This is a genomic window from Microbacterium sp. LWS13-1.2, assembly GCF_040144835.1.
In the GTDB taxonomy this organism is placed as follows: domain Bacteria; phylum Actinomycetota; class Actinomycetes; order Actinomycetales; family Microbacteriaceae; genus Microbacterium.
The window spans coordinates 2,351,134-2,367,477 of the sequence record NZ_CP151632.1 but is presented as its reverse complement, the minus strand read 5'-3'; the positions used below and the strand labels follow the sequence as shown (position 1 = coordinate 2,367,477).

The window sequence follows — 16,344 nt, the reverse complement described above, 5'->3', positions numbered from 1 at the left end:
CCCGCCGAGAGCACACGCCGTTCACGTTCGTAACGTGGGCTCTCGGCGAGAGCGTGCGTCGTCGATAGGGGCGATGCCGAATTGGCAGACATCGGATGATCCAGTAGCGGAATCGCGATCGACAACATAACATTACGTCGTAAAGTAATCCATGGAGGATCCGGATGACGCTCGACGTTGAGCATGTGACACCCGCCACGGCGGTGATCCCGCAGCCGCGAAGGCTGACCACTCGCGCACGGTTCTCCCGGAGCGTGCGGCGGTACTGGCAGCTCTATCTGCTCCTGCTGCTGCCCATCGTGTGGTTCATCGTGTTCCGGTACGTGCCGATGGCGAACGCCGTGATCGCGTTCAAGAACTACAACCCCATCGACGGGGTGTGGGGGAGCCCCTGGGTCGGCTTCGACAACTTCGAGCGGCTGTTCGGCAACCCCGTGTTCCCGCGACTGGTGGCCAACACGTTCATCCTCGCCGCGTACACCTTGATCGCCAGCCTGCCGCTGCCGATCATCCTGGCGCTCGCGCTGAACGAGGTGCGGCTGCGCTTCTTCAAGCGCACGGTGCAGCTCATGACGTACGCCCCGTACTTCATCTCGACGGTCGTGATCGTGTCGATGACGATCCTGCTGCTGTCGCCTCGCGTCGGCCTGCTGGGGCGCACGTTCAGCTTCTTCGGCGCCGGCCAGGTCGACCTGCTGGCCGACGCCGACTTCTTCCGCCACATCTACGTGGCCACCGACCTGTGGACGACGACGGGGTATTCGGCGGTCATCTACCTCGCGGCGCTCGCGTCCGTGGACGTCTCGCTCTATGAAGCGGCGAAGATCGACGGTGCCTCGCGCCTGCAGAAGATCCGGCACGTCGATCTGCCCGCGCTCATGCCGACGGCGACGATCATCCTCATCCTGGGCGTCGGAAACATCATGGCCATCGGGTTCGAGAAGGCCTTCCTGCTGCAGAACGCGCTCAACCTCTCGACGTCGGAGATCATCCCGACGTACGTGTACAAGACGGGCATCCTCAACGCGAACTTCAGTCTCGGCGCGACGATCGGCCTCTTCAACGCCGTGATCAGCCTGGTGCTGCTGCTCGTCGTCAATGCGGTGTCCAAGCGGGTCACGGGAAGCGGGCTGTGGTGAGCAACGTCATCAGCAAGGAGGCCGTCCTCGCCGAAGAGGCCGCCGTCGGCGCCGTCGCCGCTCGATCCCTCCCCAGCGCCCGGCGCAGACGGTCCGAGCCGCGCGGCGTGAAGATCCGAGAGACCAGGGGCGATCGCGCCTTCGTCGCGGTGGCCTACGTGCTGCTCACGATCTTCCTGCTGGTGGTGCTGCTGCCGCTCCTGAACATCGTCGCCAGCTCGCTGTCGAGCCCGCACGCCGTCTCGTCGGGCCAGGTGCTGTTCTGGCCGGTCGACATCACCTTCCGCGGCTACGTCGAGGCGCTCGGCAATCCGGCGATCGTGCGCGGCTTCGCGAACTCGGCCTTCTACACCGTGATCGGCACGCTCATCAGCGTGGCCGGCACGGTCGCGATCGCGTACCCGCTGTCACGCCAGAACCTGTTCGGCCGCAAGGTCATCACCGGCGCCGTCGTCTTCACGATGCTGTTCAGCGGCGGCGTGATCCCGATGTACCTGGTGGTGCAGTCGCTGGGGCTCCTCGACACCCGCTGGTCGATGCTGCTGCCGAACGCGATCGGCGTCTGGCAGGTCATCATCGCGATGGTGTTCTTCCGCGCCTCCATCCCCGACGAGGTCTACGAGGCGGCGCAGCTGGACGGCGCCAGCGAGCTGCGGATCCTCTGGTCGATCGTCCTCCCGCTCGCGAAGCCCCTGATCGCCGTCATCGCGCTCATGTACGCGATCATGCAGTGGAACTCGTACTTCGACGCGCTGCTCTACCTCCGCAACGCCGACCTGCAGCCGTTGCAGCTCGTGCTCCGCGGCCTCCTCGTGCTCAACGACGCCGGCGGCGGCGGCGACGTCGGCGAGCAGCTCCGGCGGCGGGAGCTCGCCGATCTGCTCCGCTACTCGACCGTCGTCATCGCGACGGTGCCGATGCTCGTCGTCTACCCGTTCGTCGCCAAGTACTTCAACAAGGGGATCATGGTCGGCGCCGTCAAGGGCTGACCCGCTTCCCCTCACAGACCCACCACCACGCAATATGACCCGGGCAAAGGAGATTCCGGCAATGAGACACAGCTTGATGAGGGGAGCGGTCGCGTCGATCGCGATCGCGGCGACCGCGCTCGCGATGGCGGCGTGCACGCCCTCTGCCGACCAGGACAACGGGAAGCTCGTCGCTTTCGGTCCGCAGGGCGACAACGGCACGCTCAAGGAGAACAGCTTCACCCAGGAGGTCGAGAAGAAGTTCGACATCGACTTCGACTGGCAGACCACCACCTACGACGGCAGCGTCGCGGGTGAGAAGCGGCAGGTCTCGCTGGCCAGCGGCGACTACCCCGACGCGTACTTCCTGGTGCCGTGGGTCGACGCCTTCTCGCGCAGCGAGATCCTGAAGTACGGCCAGCAGGGGGTCCTGCTGCCGCTGGAGGACCTCATCGACGAGTACGCGCCGACGCTCAAGGAGCGCTTCGAAGAGAAGCCGGACTGGAAGGAGTCGGTCACCGCCCCCGACGGGCACATCTACGCGATCACCCAGTGGAGCGAGTGCTACCACTGCAGCTTCCCGTCCAAGCTGTGGATGAACACGACGTGGCTGGAGAAGCTGGGCCTCGAGCAGCCGACGACCACCGAGGAGCTGCGGACGGTGCTGCGGGCGTTCAAGAACGACGACCCCAACGGCAACGGCGTGCAGGACGAGGTGCCGCTGAGCGGGTCGGCGACGCAGCCGATCGTCAACTACCTCATGAACGCGTTCGCCTACGCGCCGGTCGCGGGGCCGTCCAGCCCGCCTCCGATGGTGATGGACGACGGTGAGGTGCAGCTCGCCGCCGCATCGGACGAGTGGCGTGCGGGCCTCGCGTACATCAATTCCCTCGCGTCGGAGGGGCTGCTCGACACCGCGGCGTTCACCCAGAACGGCGACGGGCTCAAGGCGCTGGGAGACAACTCCGGCACCGAGATCCTCGGTTCCGCGGTCGATCTGCATCCGTACGACTTCGTGACACCCGAGTCTCCGGACGGCCGTGACAGGAACTACGACGCGGTCGCTCCTGTCGCCGGCCCCGACGGGACGCAACTGGCGACGTGGCGGTCGCCCGTGAACCCGGTGGGCATCTTCGCTGTCACCAACAAGTCGACCGAGGACGAGCGCATCAAGGCGATCAAGGTCATCGACTACCTCGTGACGGACGAAGGCGACAAGCGGGGCGCGATGGGTCCGGAGGGCGAGGCGTGGGTGCCGGCGGAAGAGGGCGACGTGGCGCTCGACCCGGAGCTGGAGCCCTCCTTCAAGCCGCTCACCTACGACGAGACCTCGAACGCCGCCTGGCGCTCGATGGCGCAGTACTGGGACTCGCTGGAGTACCGCAACTCGCAGGTCGTGCCCGAGGACGTCTACTCGCCGGACGGCTACGAGCGGCGCCTGCTCATCGCGTCGAAGGAGTACGAGCCCTACTTGCCCGACGAGAGCATCCTGTTCCCGGCCGAGAGGCTGTGGCCCGACGCCGACACGTCGGCAGAGCTCGCCGATCTGCAGACGAACATCGCCAACTACGTCACGCAGGCGCAGGCGGAGTTCGTCACCGGCCAGCGGGACATCAACGACGACGGCGCCTGGCAGGCGTACCTCGACGACCTGGACGGTCTCGGTCTCGCGCAGTTCCTGCAGATGGAGCAGGACCTGTACGACGCGCTGAAGTAGGACGCAGTACCCACGATGATGCCCGGCGGTCGCGAGACCGCCGGGCACCGTCGTGTCGCGGCTCGGGCTAGAGCACGCGCAGGTTCTCGAGCGCGTCGTCGTCCCATGAGATGCCGATGCCGGGCTCGTCGGGGGCGGTCGTGCGACCGCCGGTCACCACGAGGTCGGCGGTGGTGACCGCACGCAGCTGCGGGATGTACTCGACGATGCGACCGTTGGGCACCGCGGCGACGAGGCTGACGTGCAGCTCCATCAGGAAGTGGGGGCACACCGGCACGTTGAACGCCTCGGCGAGGTGCGCGATCTTCAGCCACGGCGTGATGCCGCCGACACGCGCGACGTCCGGCTGGAGGATGGTGGCGGCATCCCGTGCGAGGTACTCCTTGAACTGCCCGACGGAGTACAGCGACTCGCCGACCGCGATGGGGATGGATGTCGATTCCACGAGGCGGGCGTGCGCCGACACGTCGTCGGCGGGCAGCGGCTCTTCGAGCCAGGAGATCCCGGACGGCTCGATCGCGCGGGCGAGAGCGCGCGCATCGGCGAGGGTGAGCCCCTGGTTCGCGTCGACCATGAGCGGGTAGCCCGGCCCGACGGCCGCACGCACGGCGGCGAGGCGCTCGACATCGCGGCGCGGGTCGGGCGAGCCGACCTTGAGCTTGGAGCCGCGCCAGCCGCCGTCGCGGGCGGCGACGGTGTTGGCGACGAGGGTGTCGGCGTCGATGTGCAGCCAGCCTCCCTCGGTGTCGTAGAGCCGCACCTCCGGATCGCTGCCCCCGACGGCACGCCAGAGCGGCTCTCCGTTGCGCCGGCATCCGGCATCCCACACCGCCGTGTCGATCGCCGCGAACGCGAGCGAGGTGATGGCGCCCACCGTGGTGGCGCGGGTCTGTGAGAACGCATGCCGCCAGACCGCCTCGGGGCGGCGCACGTCCTGCCCGATGATCGCGGGCAGCAGGTGGTCCCGCAGCATCGACAGCACGGCGCGGCCGCCGGTGCCGATCGTGTACGAGTAGCCGCGTCCGGGCGTGCCGTCGTCGGTCTCGAGGTCGACGAGGATCGTCTCCTGCTTCACGAACGACTGCACCGCGTCGGTGCGGACGGTCTCGACGGGGATGTCGACGAGCATGGCGCGAGCGCGCGTGATGACGGGCATGGCTTCTCCGGGAAGGACGGGTGCCGCGGCGCGGCGTCAGCGGACGAGCGACTGGATGGCGGCCGCAGCGGCGCCGCGGGCCCAGTCCTGGAAGGTGTGCGGCCGCGTCACGATGCGGCAGCGGGCGGCGGCACCGAACGCGTGGGCGTCGAAGGCGTCACGCAGGTTCTTCTCGAAGAGGTCGAAGTTCGACACTCCCTCGCCGCCGATGATGACGAGCTCGGGGCCGGCGAGGTTGACCAGCGTGGCGATCGCGGTGCCGATGAGGCTGGCTGCCTCGCGGAACGCGGCCTCGGCGGCCGGGTCGCCCGCGTGCGCGAGGCGGACCGCCTCCTCGATGTCGACGTCGCGGCCGAGCGCGGCCGACACGGTGGCCGCGATCGCGGCCGTGGAGGCCACGGCCTCGACGCAGCCGCGGCGGCCGCACGAGCAGATGCGCGCGGGGTCGGCGAGCGGCAGGTGGCCGATCTCGCCGGACACCCCGAACGCGCCGGTGACGACCTGCCCGTTCAGGTGCAGGCCGCTGCCGATGCCGCGGCCGATGGTGACGATCGCGAACGACTCCATGCCGAGGCCGACGCCGAACCAGTGCTCGCCGACGGTGAGGGCGTGAACGTCGTTCTCCAGTGTCACGGGCCGGCCGAGCCGCTCCTGCAGCAGCCCGCCGAAGTCCTCGTCCGCCCACCCCATGATCGCCGACTCCCGGACGACGCCGGTGGAGGTGTCGACGTCGCCCGACACCGAGACGCCGACGCCGGCGATGGCATCGCGCTTGTCGCCGAGGCGGTCTTCGAGACGGCGCACCACCTCGATGATCGCCTCCGCCGCCGACCCCGGATCGTGCGCGGCCAGCGGCCGGGTCTCGGCGGCGAGCACTGTCGTTGCGAGATCGGTGGCTACGCCGATCACCTCGTCCACGTTGACCTTGATGCCCAGCAGCACCATCGCATCGGGGACGATCGACACCGGCGCTGCGGGGCGACCGGGGTTTCCGTCGCGGTGGGTCGCGGGCGGGGCGTCGACGAGACCGGCGGCGACGAGAGGCGAGACCGCCTTGGTGACGGCGGCCTGCGACAGTCCGGTCTGGCGGGCGATGTCGATGCGGCTGATGGGGCTGCGGGTCAGGATGGTGGCGAACACCCTCGAGCCTGCTTCCGACGCCGAACGGATGAGCGTCGTGCGCGCAGCGGTGTCGTGATCCATCGGTTCCTTCGGTCTCAGTCGATACGGTAGCGAGTCCGCGGGTCAGGCGCTGGGGCGACCGGCGGTGAGTCGGAGCGGTGCCAGGTGCGCGGCGGCGAACTCGAGCGCGTTCTCCTCGTCGAGGTCGCCGCCCGCTTCGTGGCCGTTGTACGGCCACAGCACCACCTGCTTGGGTCCGGCGTAGGCCGTGAAAGCGGGGAGCACGGATGCCGGGGGCGCGATGCCGTCGAGGAGCCCGGTGCTCAGCAGGGCCGGCGCGGTGGCGCGCGTGGCGTGGTTCACGCCGTCGAAGTACCGCAGGGTGTCGAGGGCGGTGGCCGTGTCGAGGCGCCGGTCGGCGAAGTGCTGGGTCAGCAGGGCGTACGGGTGCTCGACGCTGAGCCGGCCCGCGCGATTCAGCTCGCACAGGAACGGCGCCTGGACGATCGCGACCGCGAGGTCGGGCACGAGTCCTGCGATCGCCAGCGCTATCCCGCCGCCCTGGCTCGCACCGACGGCTCCGACGCGGGCCGCATCGACGATGTCGAGAGACCTCAGCGCCTCGACGGCCCGCACGGCGTCGGCGTACACCCGCCGGTAGTAGTACTCGTAGGGCGAGCGGATGCCGCGGGTGAGGAACCCGCCGGCGGAGGGTCCGCCGTCCGGGTGGTCGTCGTCGGTGTCGCCGTGGCCCTGGCCGCGGGCATCCACCACGAGGTGCGCGTAGCCGGCGGCCGCCCAGCGCAGGTCGCGCAGCGCGTGGCCGCGGCCGTTGCCGTAGCCGAAGAACTGCACGAGGCCGGGCAGCGGCGCCGTCGCGCCGTGCGGGACGCGCAGCCAGGCGTGGATCCGTGTGCCCCCGAAGCCGCGGAATGTGACGTCGAACACGTCGATGACCGTGAGGCCCGTATCCCGCGGCTCGACGGTGACGTCGAGCGGGTGGCGCCGCGTCTCGCCGAGGGTGTCGGCCCAGAACCGGTCGAAGTCGGGCGGCTCGGTCTGGGTGGTGGGCTCGTCGACGAGGGTGAGCTCACCGCGCACGGAGCACCCCGATCGTGAGGCCGGCGGCATCGGTGAGCGCATCCACCGGCACGTCGACAGTCCCGTCGGCGGGCACCCGGACCACCGCGCGGCCGCCCGCGCAGTCGACGATCACGTCGCGCTCGCCCCCGCGGATGCTGCGCAGCGTCGCCGACGCCAGCGCGCCGTCGCGCCACGCCAGGTCGACCACGAGGCCGGTTCGTGCGCCGAGTCCCTGCGCGTCGCCGTCGGTCCACGTGGACGGCAGGGCGGGCAGCAGCCGCACGACGCCGTCATGGCTCTGCACCAGCATCTCGGCGATGCCGGCCGGGAAGCCGAGATTGCCGTCGATCTGGAACGGGGGATGGGTGCTGAAGAGGTTGGGCAGCAGGCCGCCCCACTCCGACCCGTCCACGGGTCCGTGGCGGGTCGCATCGCCGTCGAACGGCGCGAGCGCCTCGTCCAGGAGCGCCGCGGCGGCATCGCCGTCGCCGATGCGGGCGCGCAGCGCGATCTTCCACGCCCACGACCAGCCCATCGCTCCGGAGCCGCGCGCGTCGAGCAGGCGGACGCCGGCTTCGAAGATCTCGGGATCGCGGTCGGGCGTGAGGGTGTCGAGCGGATACATGCCGACGAGGGGCGACAGGTGCCGGTGCAGCGGTTCGACCTCGACCACCTCGGCCGACCACTCGCTCAGCCGGCCGTCGGAGCGGATCCCCACCGGGGCGAGCGCGGCCAGCGCGCGATCGATCTCGGCCGTGAGCGGGTCGTCGTCGGCACCGAGCGCATCGATGGCCGTGAGGGCGCGCTCGAAGAGCGCCTGGATGAGGAAGACATCGGATGCCGCCGTCAGCCCGATCGCGGTGGACCCGCCGTCGGGTCCGATGAAGGAGTTCTCGGGCGCCGTCGACGGCGAGGTGCGCAGCATCCCGTCGGGACCGGGCACCAGCCAGTCGAGGCAGAACTCGACCGCGCCGCGCATGACCGGCCAGATGCGGGAGCGAAGCAGCTCGAGGTCTCCGCCGAACTCGTACGCGTCCCACAGGTTGTGGGTGAGCCACACGCCGCCCATCATCCAGATCGCCCAGCTGGGCGCACCGTGGCCGCCGCCGACCGGAAGGCTCCAGCCCCACACGTCCGAGTTGTGGTGCGCCACCCAGCCGCGGGCGCCGTACAGCTCGCGCGCGACGTCGGCACCGGTGCGGGCGAGATGCTCGACCAGCGCGAGCAGCGGCTCGGACGCGTCGTCGAGGCCGAGCACGGGCGCTGCCCAGTAGTTCATCTGCGTATTGATGTTGATCGTGTAATTGGACGACCACGCAGGACGCAGCTGGTCGTTCCAGATGCCCTGCAGGTTTGCGGGCGGTCCACCCGCCCGGGACGACGAGGCGAGCAGATACGCGCCGAACTCGGCGGCGATCGTCGCCTTCAGCTGCGCGTCGCCGGTGTGGAGGATGTCGCGGTCGATGTCCCACGTGCCTTCCCGTCGACCGCCGATCGCGAACCGTGCCCGAGCGTGGCGCCGACGATCGGCGATGTGCTCGGCGAGCAGCGCGGATGGTGCGCGGTGTGCCGCGGCATCCGCGCGCTGGAAGGCACGATCCCGGATCGCCTCGCGGGAGGCGGTCCGCCACTCCCCGTCCGCGTCGGCCCACCAAAACTCGGCGCGGGACGATGTGGAGAGGGCGATCAGCAGCCGGCGAGCCCCGTGGACGGCCGCGCGTGCAGGCGCGGCATCCACGAAACCGTCGGTGTCCAGCGCGACCGCGACGGCCGCGAAGGCGTCGAAGCCGGTGTCGGCCTCGGCGTACCGCAGGGGCGGTTCGACCGAGGTCTCGTGCAGGGGCGCACCGTCGACCGGGATCTCGATGTCGAGACCGAGACCGTTCGCGGTGCCGCGGAGGGGCGTCGAGAGCGAGAGGGATGCCGCGAACTCGACGTCCGCGGTGAGCTCGACGATCAGCGCCTGTGCGGGCGCCGACACCCATGAGCGCCGGCGGACGGTGCCGCCGGGAACCTGCAGTGTCTCGGTCAGTACGGCTTCGTCGAGGTCGAGGATACGCGCCGGGGTCACGGCGGTCGCGCCGGCGACCTCGACCGCGAGGTCGCCGAGCGGGAGGAATTCCTGCGAGTAGGGGCCTTCGAACGACATGAGTAGGGCTTCGGCGGTGCGGACGTCGCCGGCGTCGAGTGCCGCGCGGATCTCTGCGAGCCGCTCGGGTCCGGCGCCGGCGGCGAGCACGTCGCGCAGCGCCGCGGCGGGGCCGTCGGGGGTTCCCGACCACACGGTGGCGTCGTTGAGCGCGTACCGCCCGGTCGCGCCGCCGAAGGCCATGGTGCCGATACGGCCGTTGCCCAGCGGTGCGGCCTCCTCCCACCGATCGGCGGGGGCGCTCCACGACAGTCGCAGGGTGTCGCTCATCTCGATCCTCGGTCGTCGGTGTCCGAGATCGCGAGTGTCCGCGGCGACCTCGCCTGCAGACCTCGGATCTTTGCTTGCGACGCCAGCGTAAACGTGATTAATTACCGATGTCAAGAAACTCGATGGAGGAGTTCGAATGGTCAACGGTGAAGGCGCCGTCCAGACGTTGCCGGCCACGGACGCCGTGCCGGCAGCCGTCCACACGCTGCGAGCGGCAGGGGCTGCGCTGGTCGTGGATCTCGAGGGCGCCATGCCCCGCGTGCTGCACTGGGGCGCCGATCTGGGCGCCCTGGGCCCGCGGGGGATCGACGCGCTGCGCGCGACATCCGTGCCTGCCGTGCTCAACAACTCGCCCGACGTCCCTCGCCTCTTCTCGGTGTGGCCGACGGAGCAGGACGGCTGGGCCGGGACCCCCGCTCAGGCCGGCCACCGCGGCGGCACCGCCACCACCCCGCGCCCGCGGCTCGCGGACGTGGACATCGAACCCGCACGCGACGGCGGCGGACGCATCGCGCTCCGCTTCGACGACGCCGTGGCCGGCACGCGCGCCCGGCTGACCTACCGGTTGGATGCCGCCGGCGTGCTGGCGGTCGACCTGTCGGTGGAGAACCCGGCGGAAGCGGCATCCGCGTATCTGGTCGACGGGCTGCGGGCGCTCGTGCCCGTGCCGGACCGCGCGGGAGAGCTCCTCGACTTCACCGGCAAGTGGTGCCGCGAGCGTGCGCCGCAGCGCCTGCCCTTCTCGTTCGGCACGCACGCCCGCCGCGCGCGCCGCGGAAAGCCCGGCCACGACACACCGTTCCTCCTGGTCGCGGGCACGCCGGCCTTCGGCTTCGCGCACGGCGAGCTGTGGGGCGTTCACCTCGCCTGGAGCGGCGACGGCGAGTACCTCGCCGAGCGGCTTCCCGAGGGCGCCGGGGCGCAGTCCCGCGTCATCGGCGCCGGCGAGCTGCTGCGCTCGGGCGAGGTGGTGCTGCAGCCCGGCGAGCGCTACGACGCCCCGACCGTGCTCTTCACGTGGTCGGACCGCGGGCTCGACGGGCTCACCGCCCGATTCCACCGCCGGCTCCGCGCTCGCCGCGGTCACCCCGCGACGCCCCGCCCGCTGGTGCTCAACACCTGGGAGGCGGTCTACTTCGACCACGATCTCGACCGCCTCGTCGAGATCGCCGACCGCGCCGCCGAGGTCGGCGTCGAGCGGATCGTGCTCGACGACGGGTGGTTCCGCGGGCGCCGGGACGCGAACGCCGGGCTCGGCGACTGGCTCGTCGACGAGGGGGTGTGGCCCGACGGGCTGGGGCCGTTCGTCGACGCCGTGCGCGAGCGCGGCATGCAGTTCGGACTCTGGTTCGAGCCCGAGATGATCAGCCCCGACTCCGACCTCGCCCGGGACCACCCGGAATGGGTGCTCGCCCCCGGCCAGGGCGCCGGAGCCACCGCCCGCAACCAGCACGTCCTCGACATCGCCAATCCCGACGCCTACGCACTGGTGCTCGAGCGCATCAGCGCGCTGGTCGCCGAGCACGACATCGACTACCTCAAGTGGGACCACAACCGCGACCTCGTCGAACCCGTCGCGCGCCGCGACGGCGGCGACCGGCCCCTCGTGCACGAGCAGACGCTCGCCCTGTACCGGCTGCTGGACGAGCTGCGCACCCGCCACCCGCGCCTCGAGATCGAGACGTGCTCGGGCGGAGGCGGCCGCGTCGACCTCGGCATCCTCGACCGCACCGACCGCGTGTGGGCGTCGGACTGCAACGACCCGGTGGAGCGGGCGCGCATCGAGCGCTGGACGCGCCTCCTGGTGCCGCCCGAGCTCATCGGCTCGCACCTCGGCGCCCGCCGCTCCCACACCACCTCGCGCGAGACCGACCTGTCGTTCCGGCTCGCCGTCGCCCTCACCGCGCACGCCGGCATCGAGACCGATCTGACGGTGTCGGGCGCCGAAGACCTGCACACCATCACCGCCTGGGCGGCACTGTACCGGGAGCTGCGCGAGCTCATCCACACGGGCGACGTCGTCAACGCCGACCTCGCCGACGACGCGACCATGCTCACCGGCATCGTCGCGGCAGGCGGGGAACGGGCGCTGTTCACCTGGACCCGCCTCGCCACGTCCGCCGACGGGCAGAGCGGCCGGGTGCGCTTCCCCGGGCTCGACGCCGGATCGGTCTATCGCGTGCGGGTGCGGTCGGAGCTCGGCCCGGCCAGCCGGCACGAGGTGTCGGATCCGGACTGGATGCGTCTGGCGCTGGACGGCGGCATCGAGCTTCCCGGGTCGGTGCTCGGCGTCGCCGGCGTGCCGCTTCCCACCCTCAACCCGCAGCAGGCGCTGCTGTTCGATGTCGAGAGGCTCCCATGAGCTGCTGACGTCCGCTCCACCTTCTGGGAACCTGCGCGTACAGCGGCCACTGGGGCCAGGGCACGCGCGCGGGGTTCACCGTCGAACCCACCGCAGAAAGGAAACCATGGACACCTACGATCGCCATGCCCGCCGGCCACGCCGGCTCGCGGCATTCGCCGCCGGCGCGCTGACCCTCGGGCTCGGCGCCACGGCGGCGTATGCGGCGCCGCCGGCGGAGGCATCCGTCTCCCCGGCGACGACCGCGCCCGCCGCCTCGGCGCCCGCCGCCACGGCGCCCGCGCCCGCCGCCACGGCGCCCGCGGAAGAGCTCGGCGCCCGGCCCTACATGGGCTGGAGCAGCTACAGCATGCAGGTGTACTCGGGCAGCGGATCGACCTGGATCACCGCCGACCAGATCATCGCCCAGTCCGACGCCATGCACGAGAAGCTGCAGTCGGCGGGTTACGAGTACATCAACATCGATGCCGCGTGGAACGGCGGCACCGACGAGTACGGGCGCCCGACGCCCAGTACGACGCTGTTCCCGAACGGGCTGCAGGCCGTCATCGACCACATCCACGGCAACGGCCAGAAGGTCGGGCTCTACGCGATCCCCGGGATCTCGCCCGAGGTGCACGAGGCCGACCTGCCGATCTACGGCGCCCCCGACTGCTCCACGGGCGACATCGTCAAGCAGCCGATCCAGCAGGCGGACTACTGGAACATCGGCTACCGTCTCGACTTCGCGAACCCGTGCGCCCAGGTGTACGTGCACTCGATCGCCGACATGTTCGGCGAGTGGGGGATCGACTTCCTCAAGTTCGACAGCGTCACGCCCGGGTCGGGAATCGGCGACCTCTCCCTCGACGCCCGCGACGATGTCGCGGCCTGGTCGCAGGCGCTCGAGCGCAACGGCATCTGGTTCGAGCTCTCGTGGGCGCTCGACATCCGCTACGCCGACTACTGGGCAGAGCACGCCCAGGGCTGGCGCGTCGAGTGGGACGTCGAGTGCTACTGCGGCGACGAGGCCCTCACCACCTGGGACAACATCGCCCGCCTCTTCCCGCGTGCGGCCGACTGGTGGCGCTTCGCGGGACCGGATCGCGGCTGGAACGACTTCGACTCGCTCAACGTGGGCAACGGCTCGATGGACGGGCTGACGCGCGACGAGCGGCGCACGGCGACGACGCTCTGGGCGGTCGCGGCCGCGCCGATGTACGTCGGCAACGACATGACGCGGCTCGACGACTACGGCATCGAGCTGCTGACGAACCCTGAGGTCATCGCGGTGAACCAGGCCGGCCGCCCCGCCCACCCCGTGTCGACGGCGACGAAGCAGCAGACCTGGTACGCCATGAACCCCGACGGGTCGGTCACCGTCGCGCTGTTCAACCTCGATCGGACGGATGCCGACATGAAGGTGTCGTTCGCCGACCTGGGCCTGCAGGGATCCGCGAAGGTGCGCGACCTCTGGGCGCAGAAGAACCTCGGCAGCTTCGACGGCGAGTTCACCGCCGACGAAGTCCCGGTGCACGGCACGCGCCTGTTCACCGTCACGCCCGCCAAGGGCGGTGAGATCGCGCTGAACGACGACGACGCGCGTCTGTCGTACGAGGGCGAATGGTCCCGCAACGCGGGCAAGGAGATCGTGGCCACCTCGCAGGCGCTCACCGTGTCGTCGTACGACTCGTCGCAAGGCGGGACGGCGTCCGAGCCCGGTGCGTCGAACGTCGTGGCCGTCAACGACAGCGACTCCGCGATCGCCTACAGCGGCAACTGGGGTCACAGCACGGGCCGCGGGCTGGGCGACTACCAGGACGACGTCCACTACGCCGAGGCCGACGGCGCCGCGTTCGAGTACACCTTCGTCGGCACCGGGATCGACTGGGTGACCGAGACCCACTCATCGCAGGGTGAGGCCGAGGTCTACCTCGACGGCGTGCTGGTCGACACCGTCGACACGTATCTCGACCCGGCACAGGATCGCGGCGTGCAGCAGGTGGTGTACAGCGTGCGCGACCTCGCCGACGGCAGCCACACCATCCGCGTGGTCAAGAAGTCGGGGCAGTTCATGCTGCTCGACCGGCTCGACGTCGTGCAGCAGAGTCTGATCGACGTCGGCGCGGTCGTGTTCGACCGTGCGGTGCCCGCCGGTGCGACGGTCCGCATCCTGCGCGACCCGGGCGAGCTCGAAGGCATCTACCGCGACGGCACCGCGCTGAAGGGCGGGACCGACTACACCGTGGAAGCGGATGCCGTCACCGTCAGCGCGTCGTACCTGTCGACGCTCCCCGACGGCGACACGGCCCTGGACTTCCGCTTCCGCGGCGACCTGCGCGACGACGTCCACTGGACCGAGGACGACGGCGCCGCCGTGGAACTGACCTTCCAGGGGACGGCCGTCACGGTGATCGGCCCGACCGCCCCCGACCAGGGCGAGGTCGAGGTCTACCTCGACGGTGCGCTGGTCGACACCGTGGACCTGCACAGCGCCGCGCGGCTCACACAGCGCGAGGTCTTCTCGCAGGACGGCCTCGGCAAGGGCGAGCACACGCTGCGGCTCGTGAAGGCGTCGGGCGAAATGCTGCGCGTCGACGCCCTGTCGTACGTGACCAGATGACGTCGGAGTCCGGGTGGCGGGGCGGGCGCCCCGTCGCCCGGGCTCAGGCCGGTCGCGCTGGGTCAGGGCCGGTCGCGCGCCTGGCGCAGCCACCGTTCGATGCCCGCGATGTGCACCTGGGCGATCGAGGTGGCGAGCTCCATGTCATGGTCGGCGATCGCGTCGAGGATCGCCCGGTGCTCGGCGAGGGTGCGCTCGACGGCGCCCTCCTGGGTCAGCCCTCGCCACACACGCGCGCGCACCGTCTGGCTGGTGAGGCTGTCCAGCAGGCTGGCGAGGTAGTCGTTGCCGGCGAGTCGCGCGATGGCGCTGTGGAAGCGCACGTCGTGCTCGACCAGGGACTCGATGTCGGTGTCAGGGGCGACGCCGCTGATCTCGGCATCCAGCGCCGCGACGTCGTCGTCGCCCGCCTGCTGCGCCGCCAGACCGGTCGCATGCGACTCGAGCACGCGCCGCACGGCGAAGATCTCGAGCAGCGAGTCGTCGTCGTGGAGGTCGACGACGAACGAGATCGCCTCGAGGAGGAGCTTCGGCTCGAGGCTCGTGACGTACGTGCCGTCGCCGCGCCGCACGTCGAGCACCCGGATGACCTCGAGAGCCTTCACGGCCTCGCGCATAGAGCTGCGCGAGAGGCCCAGACGCTCGGCGAGATCCTTCTCGGGAGGCAGGCGCGACCCGGGGGCGAGCTCGCCGCGCACGATCATGTCCTTGATCTTCTCGATCGCTTCGTCGGTGACGGCCACGCGCCCATCATAGACATCGGATGTCATCCGGTCGGGATGCCGCGGCAAGGACGCGTCGGCGTCACAATGGAGGCATGCGAGTCGTGGACGGACACCTCCATCTCTGGGACCCCGAGGTCCTGACCTACGAGTGGCTGGAGGGACCGCTGCTCCGATCATTCGGACCCGACGAGCTCGATCTCGCCTTGCAGGACGCGCCCGACGACGACTTCGGCTTCGTGTTCGTACAGGCCGAGTGCGCGCCGGAGCAGTCGGTCGCCGAGGTCGACTGGGTCGCGTCACTGGCACCGCGCGTGCCGCTGCGCGGCATCGTCGCGCGCGCCCCGCTCGAGGACCCCGCAGCGACCGACGAGCACCTCGCGGCGTTCGGGAGCAGGCCGCTCGTGGTGGGGGTGCGCCGCCTGCTGCAGTCCGAGCCCGACGGCTTCTCGGCGGCGCCGGGCTTCCGGGACGCCGCGCGGGCGGTAGCGGCGGCCGGTCTCACGTTCGACGCGTGCGTGCGCTGGAGCCAGCTGCCCGACGTGATCGCCCTGGCCGATGCGGTGCCCGAGCTCACGATCGTGCTCGACCACCTCGGCAAGCCGCCGGTCGGGTCGGCGGATGCCGCGGCCCCCGCAGAAGGCACGCCGTGGGCGACGGAGCTGCGCAGGCTCGCCCGGCGCCACAACGTCGTCTGCAAGCTGTCGGGACTGCCTGCGGAGTCGCAGGGAGAGTGGACCGCCGCACAGCTGCGCCCGTTCCTCGACGTCGCACTGGACGCCTTCGGCCCGCACCGCCTCCTGTTCGGCGGCGACTGGCCGGTCTCGGGTCCGTATGGCCGCTGGGTCGAGACCGTGTCGTCGTGGGTCACGGACCGGCTCGGCGAGGACGACCGCGAGGCCGTGCTCGCCTCGAACGCCGAGCGGGTCTATCGCCTCGCCTGAGCGCCCCACCCGCCCACCCCGTCGCCGCTCCACGGAGTCTCCGGGCGTTCACTTGCGCTGAGCGTACGGCTCGGCGGGCGTTTCGCGAACATTCAGCGCAAGTGAACGGA

Annotated in this window: 11 protein-coding genes; 6 read left to right on the top strand and 5 right to left on the bottom strand. The window is 70.8% G+C overall.

The window, feature by feature from the left end; genetic code table 11:
- Nucleotides 1-164: 164 nt before the first annotated feature.
- The 3 genes from MRBLWS13_RS11140 to MRBLWS13_RS11130 all read left to right on the top strand — a co-directional run bounded on the left by MRBLWS13_RS11140 (nt 165) and on the right by MRBLWS13_RS11130 (nt 3,824).
- Nucleotides 165-1,139, top strand: a complete 975-nt coding sequence (locus MRBLWS13_RS11140; protein WP_349425444.1) for an ABC transporter permease subunit — start codon at nt 165-167, stop codon at nt 1,137-1,139.
- On the top strand, nt 1,136-2,128 hold the full coding sequence (locus tag MRBLWS13_RS11135) for a carbohydrate ABC transporter permease (protein ID WP_349425443.1): 993 nt from the start codon (nt 1,136-1,138) through the stop codon (nt 2,126-2,128). Before MRBLWS13_RS11140 ends, MRBLWS13_RS11135 begins: the two co-directional genes overlap by 4 nt.
- Nucleotides 2,129-2,189: 61 nt before the next feature.
- Nucleotides 2,190-3,824, top strand: coding sequence for an ABC transporter substrate-binding protein (locus tag MRBLWS13_RS11130; RefSeq protein WP_349425442.1), 1,635 nt, complete (start codon nt 2,190-2,192; stop codon nt 3,822-3,824).
- A gap of 67 nt (nt 3,825-3,891) precedes the next feature.
- Here the strand turns inward: MRBLWS13_RS11130 and MRBLWS13_RS11125 are convergent, their stop codons facing one another.
- Genes MRBLWS13_RS11125 through MRBLWS13_RS11110 form a run of 4 tightly spaced genes read right to left on the bottom strand, consistent with a single transcriptional unit; the run spans nt 3,892 to nt 9,604 of the window.
- Nucleotides 3,892-4,980, bottom strand: coding sequence for a mandelate racemase/muconate lactonizing enzyme family protein (locus MRBLWS13_RS11125; protein WP_349425441.1), 1,089 nt, complete (start codon nt 4,978-4,980; stop codon nt 3,892-3,894).
- Between the two features lie 36 nt (nt 4,981-5,016).
- Entirely contained in the window at nt 5,017-6,183 is a 1,167-nt protein-coding gene (locus MRBLWS13_RS11120; protein ID WP_349425440.1) for an ROK family transcriptional regulator, read from the bottom strand.
- A gap of 42 nt (nt 6,184-6,225) precedes the next feature.
- A complete protein-coding gene (locus MRBLWS13_RS11115; RefSeq protein WP_349425439.1) occupies nt 6,226-7,203 on the bottom strand; it encodes an acetylxylan esterase in 978 nt (325 codons plus the stop codon).
- Complete coding sequence (locus tag MRBLWS13_RS11110) at nt 7,193-9,604, bottom strand: glycoside hydrolase N-terminal domain-containing protein (protein WP_349425438.1); 2,412 nt, start codon at nt 9,602-9,604, stop codon at nt 7,193-7,195. Before MRBLWS13_RS11110 ends, MRBLWS13_RS11115 begins: the two co-directional genes overlap by 11 nt.
- 136 nt (nt 9,605-9,740) lie before the next feature.
- On the opposite strand from MRBLWS13_RS11110, the gene MRBLWS13_RS11105 reads away from it, so the two are divergent.
- Together MRBLWS13_RS11105 and MRBLWS13_RS11100 are read left to right on the top strand one after the other, a co-directional pair.
- Nucleotides 9,741-11,966, top strand: coding sequence for an alpha-galactosidase (locus tag MRBLWS13_RS11105; RefSeq protein ID WP_349425437.1), 2,226 nt, complete (start codon nt 9,741-9,743; stop codon nt 11,964-11,966).
- A 106-nt stretch (nt 11,967-12,072) separates the two neighbouring features.
- A complete protein-coding gene (locus MRBLWS13_RS11100) occupies nt 12,073-14,568 on the top strand; it encodes a X2-like carbohydrate binding domain-containing protein (RefSeq protein ID WP_349425436.1) in 2,496 nt (831 codons plus the stop codon).
- A gap of 62 nt (nt 14,569-14,630) precedes the next feature.
- Here the strand turns inward: MRBLWS13_RS11100 and MRBLWS13_RS11095 are convergent, their stop codons facing one another.
- A complete protein-coding gene (locus tag MRBLWS13_RS11095) occupies nt 14,631-15,311 on the bottom strand; it encodes a FadR/GntR family transcriptional regulator (RefSeq protein ID WP_349425435.1) in 681 nt (226 codons plus the stop codon).
- A gap of 74 nt (nt 15,312-15,385) precedes the next feature.
- On the opposite strand from MRBLWS13_RS11095, the gene MRBLWS13_RS11090 reads away from it, so the two are divergent.
- Nucleotides 15,386-16,234 (top strand): amidohydrolase family protein, encoded by an 849-nt coding sequence (locus MRBLWS13_RS11090; RefSeq protein ID WP_349425434.1) that lies wholly within the window; start codon nt 15,386-15,388, stop codon nt 16,232-16,234.
- The last annotated feature ends 110 nt before the right edge of the window (nt 16,235-16,344 follow it).

What these genes read in the sequence shown, in the direction of transcription:
- MRBLWS13_RS11110 (WP_349425438.1), bottom strand. Translation starts at nt 9,604, where the DNA reads ATGAGCGACACCCTGCGACTGTCGTGGAGCGCCCCCGCCGATCGGTGG.
- MRBLWS13_RS11090 (WP_349425434.1), top strand. Translation starts at nt 15,386, where the DNA reads ATGCGAGTCGTGGACGGACACCTCCATCTCTGGGACCCCGAGGTCCTG.
- MRBLWS13_RS11100 (WP_349425436.1), top strand. Translation starts at nt 12,073, where the DNA reads ATGGACACCTACGATCGCCATGCCCGCCGGCCACGCCGGCTCGCGGCA.
- MRBLWS13_RS11130 (WP_349425442.1), top strand. Translation starts at nt 2,190, where the DNA reads ATGAGACACAGCTTGATGAGGGGAGCGGTCGCGTCGATCGCGATCGCG.
- MRBLWS13_RS11120 (WP_349425440.1), bottom strand. Translation starts at nt 6,183, where the DNA reads ATGGATCACGACACCGCTGCGCGCACGACGCTCATCCGTTCGGCGTCG.
- MRBLWS13_RS11105 (WP_349425437.1), top strand. Translation starts at nt 9,741, where the DNA reads ATGGTCAACGGTGAAGGCGCCGTCCAGACGTTGCCGGCCACGGACGCC.
- MRBLWS13_RS11140 (WP_349425444.1), top strand. Translation starts at nt 165, where the DNA reads ATGACGCTCGACGTTGAGCATGTGACACCCGCCACGGCGGTGATCCCG.
- MRBLWS13_RS11125 (WP_349425441.1), bottom strand. Translation starts at nt 4,980, where the DNA reads ATGCCCGTCATCACGCGCGCTCGCGCCATGCTCGTCGACATCCCCGTC.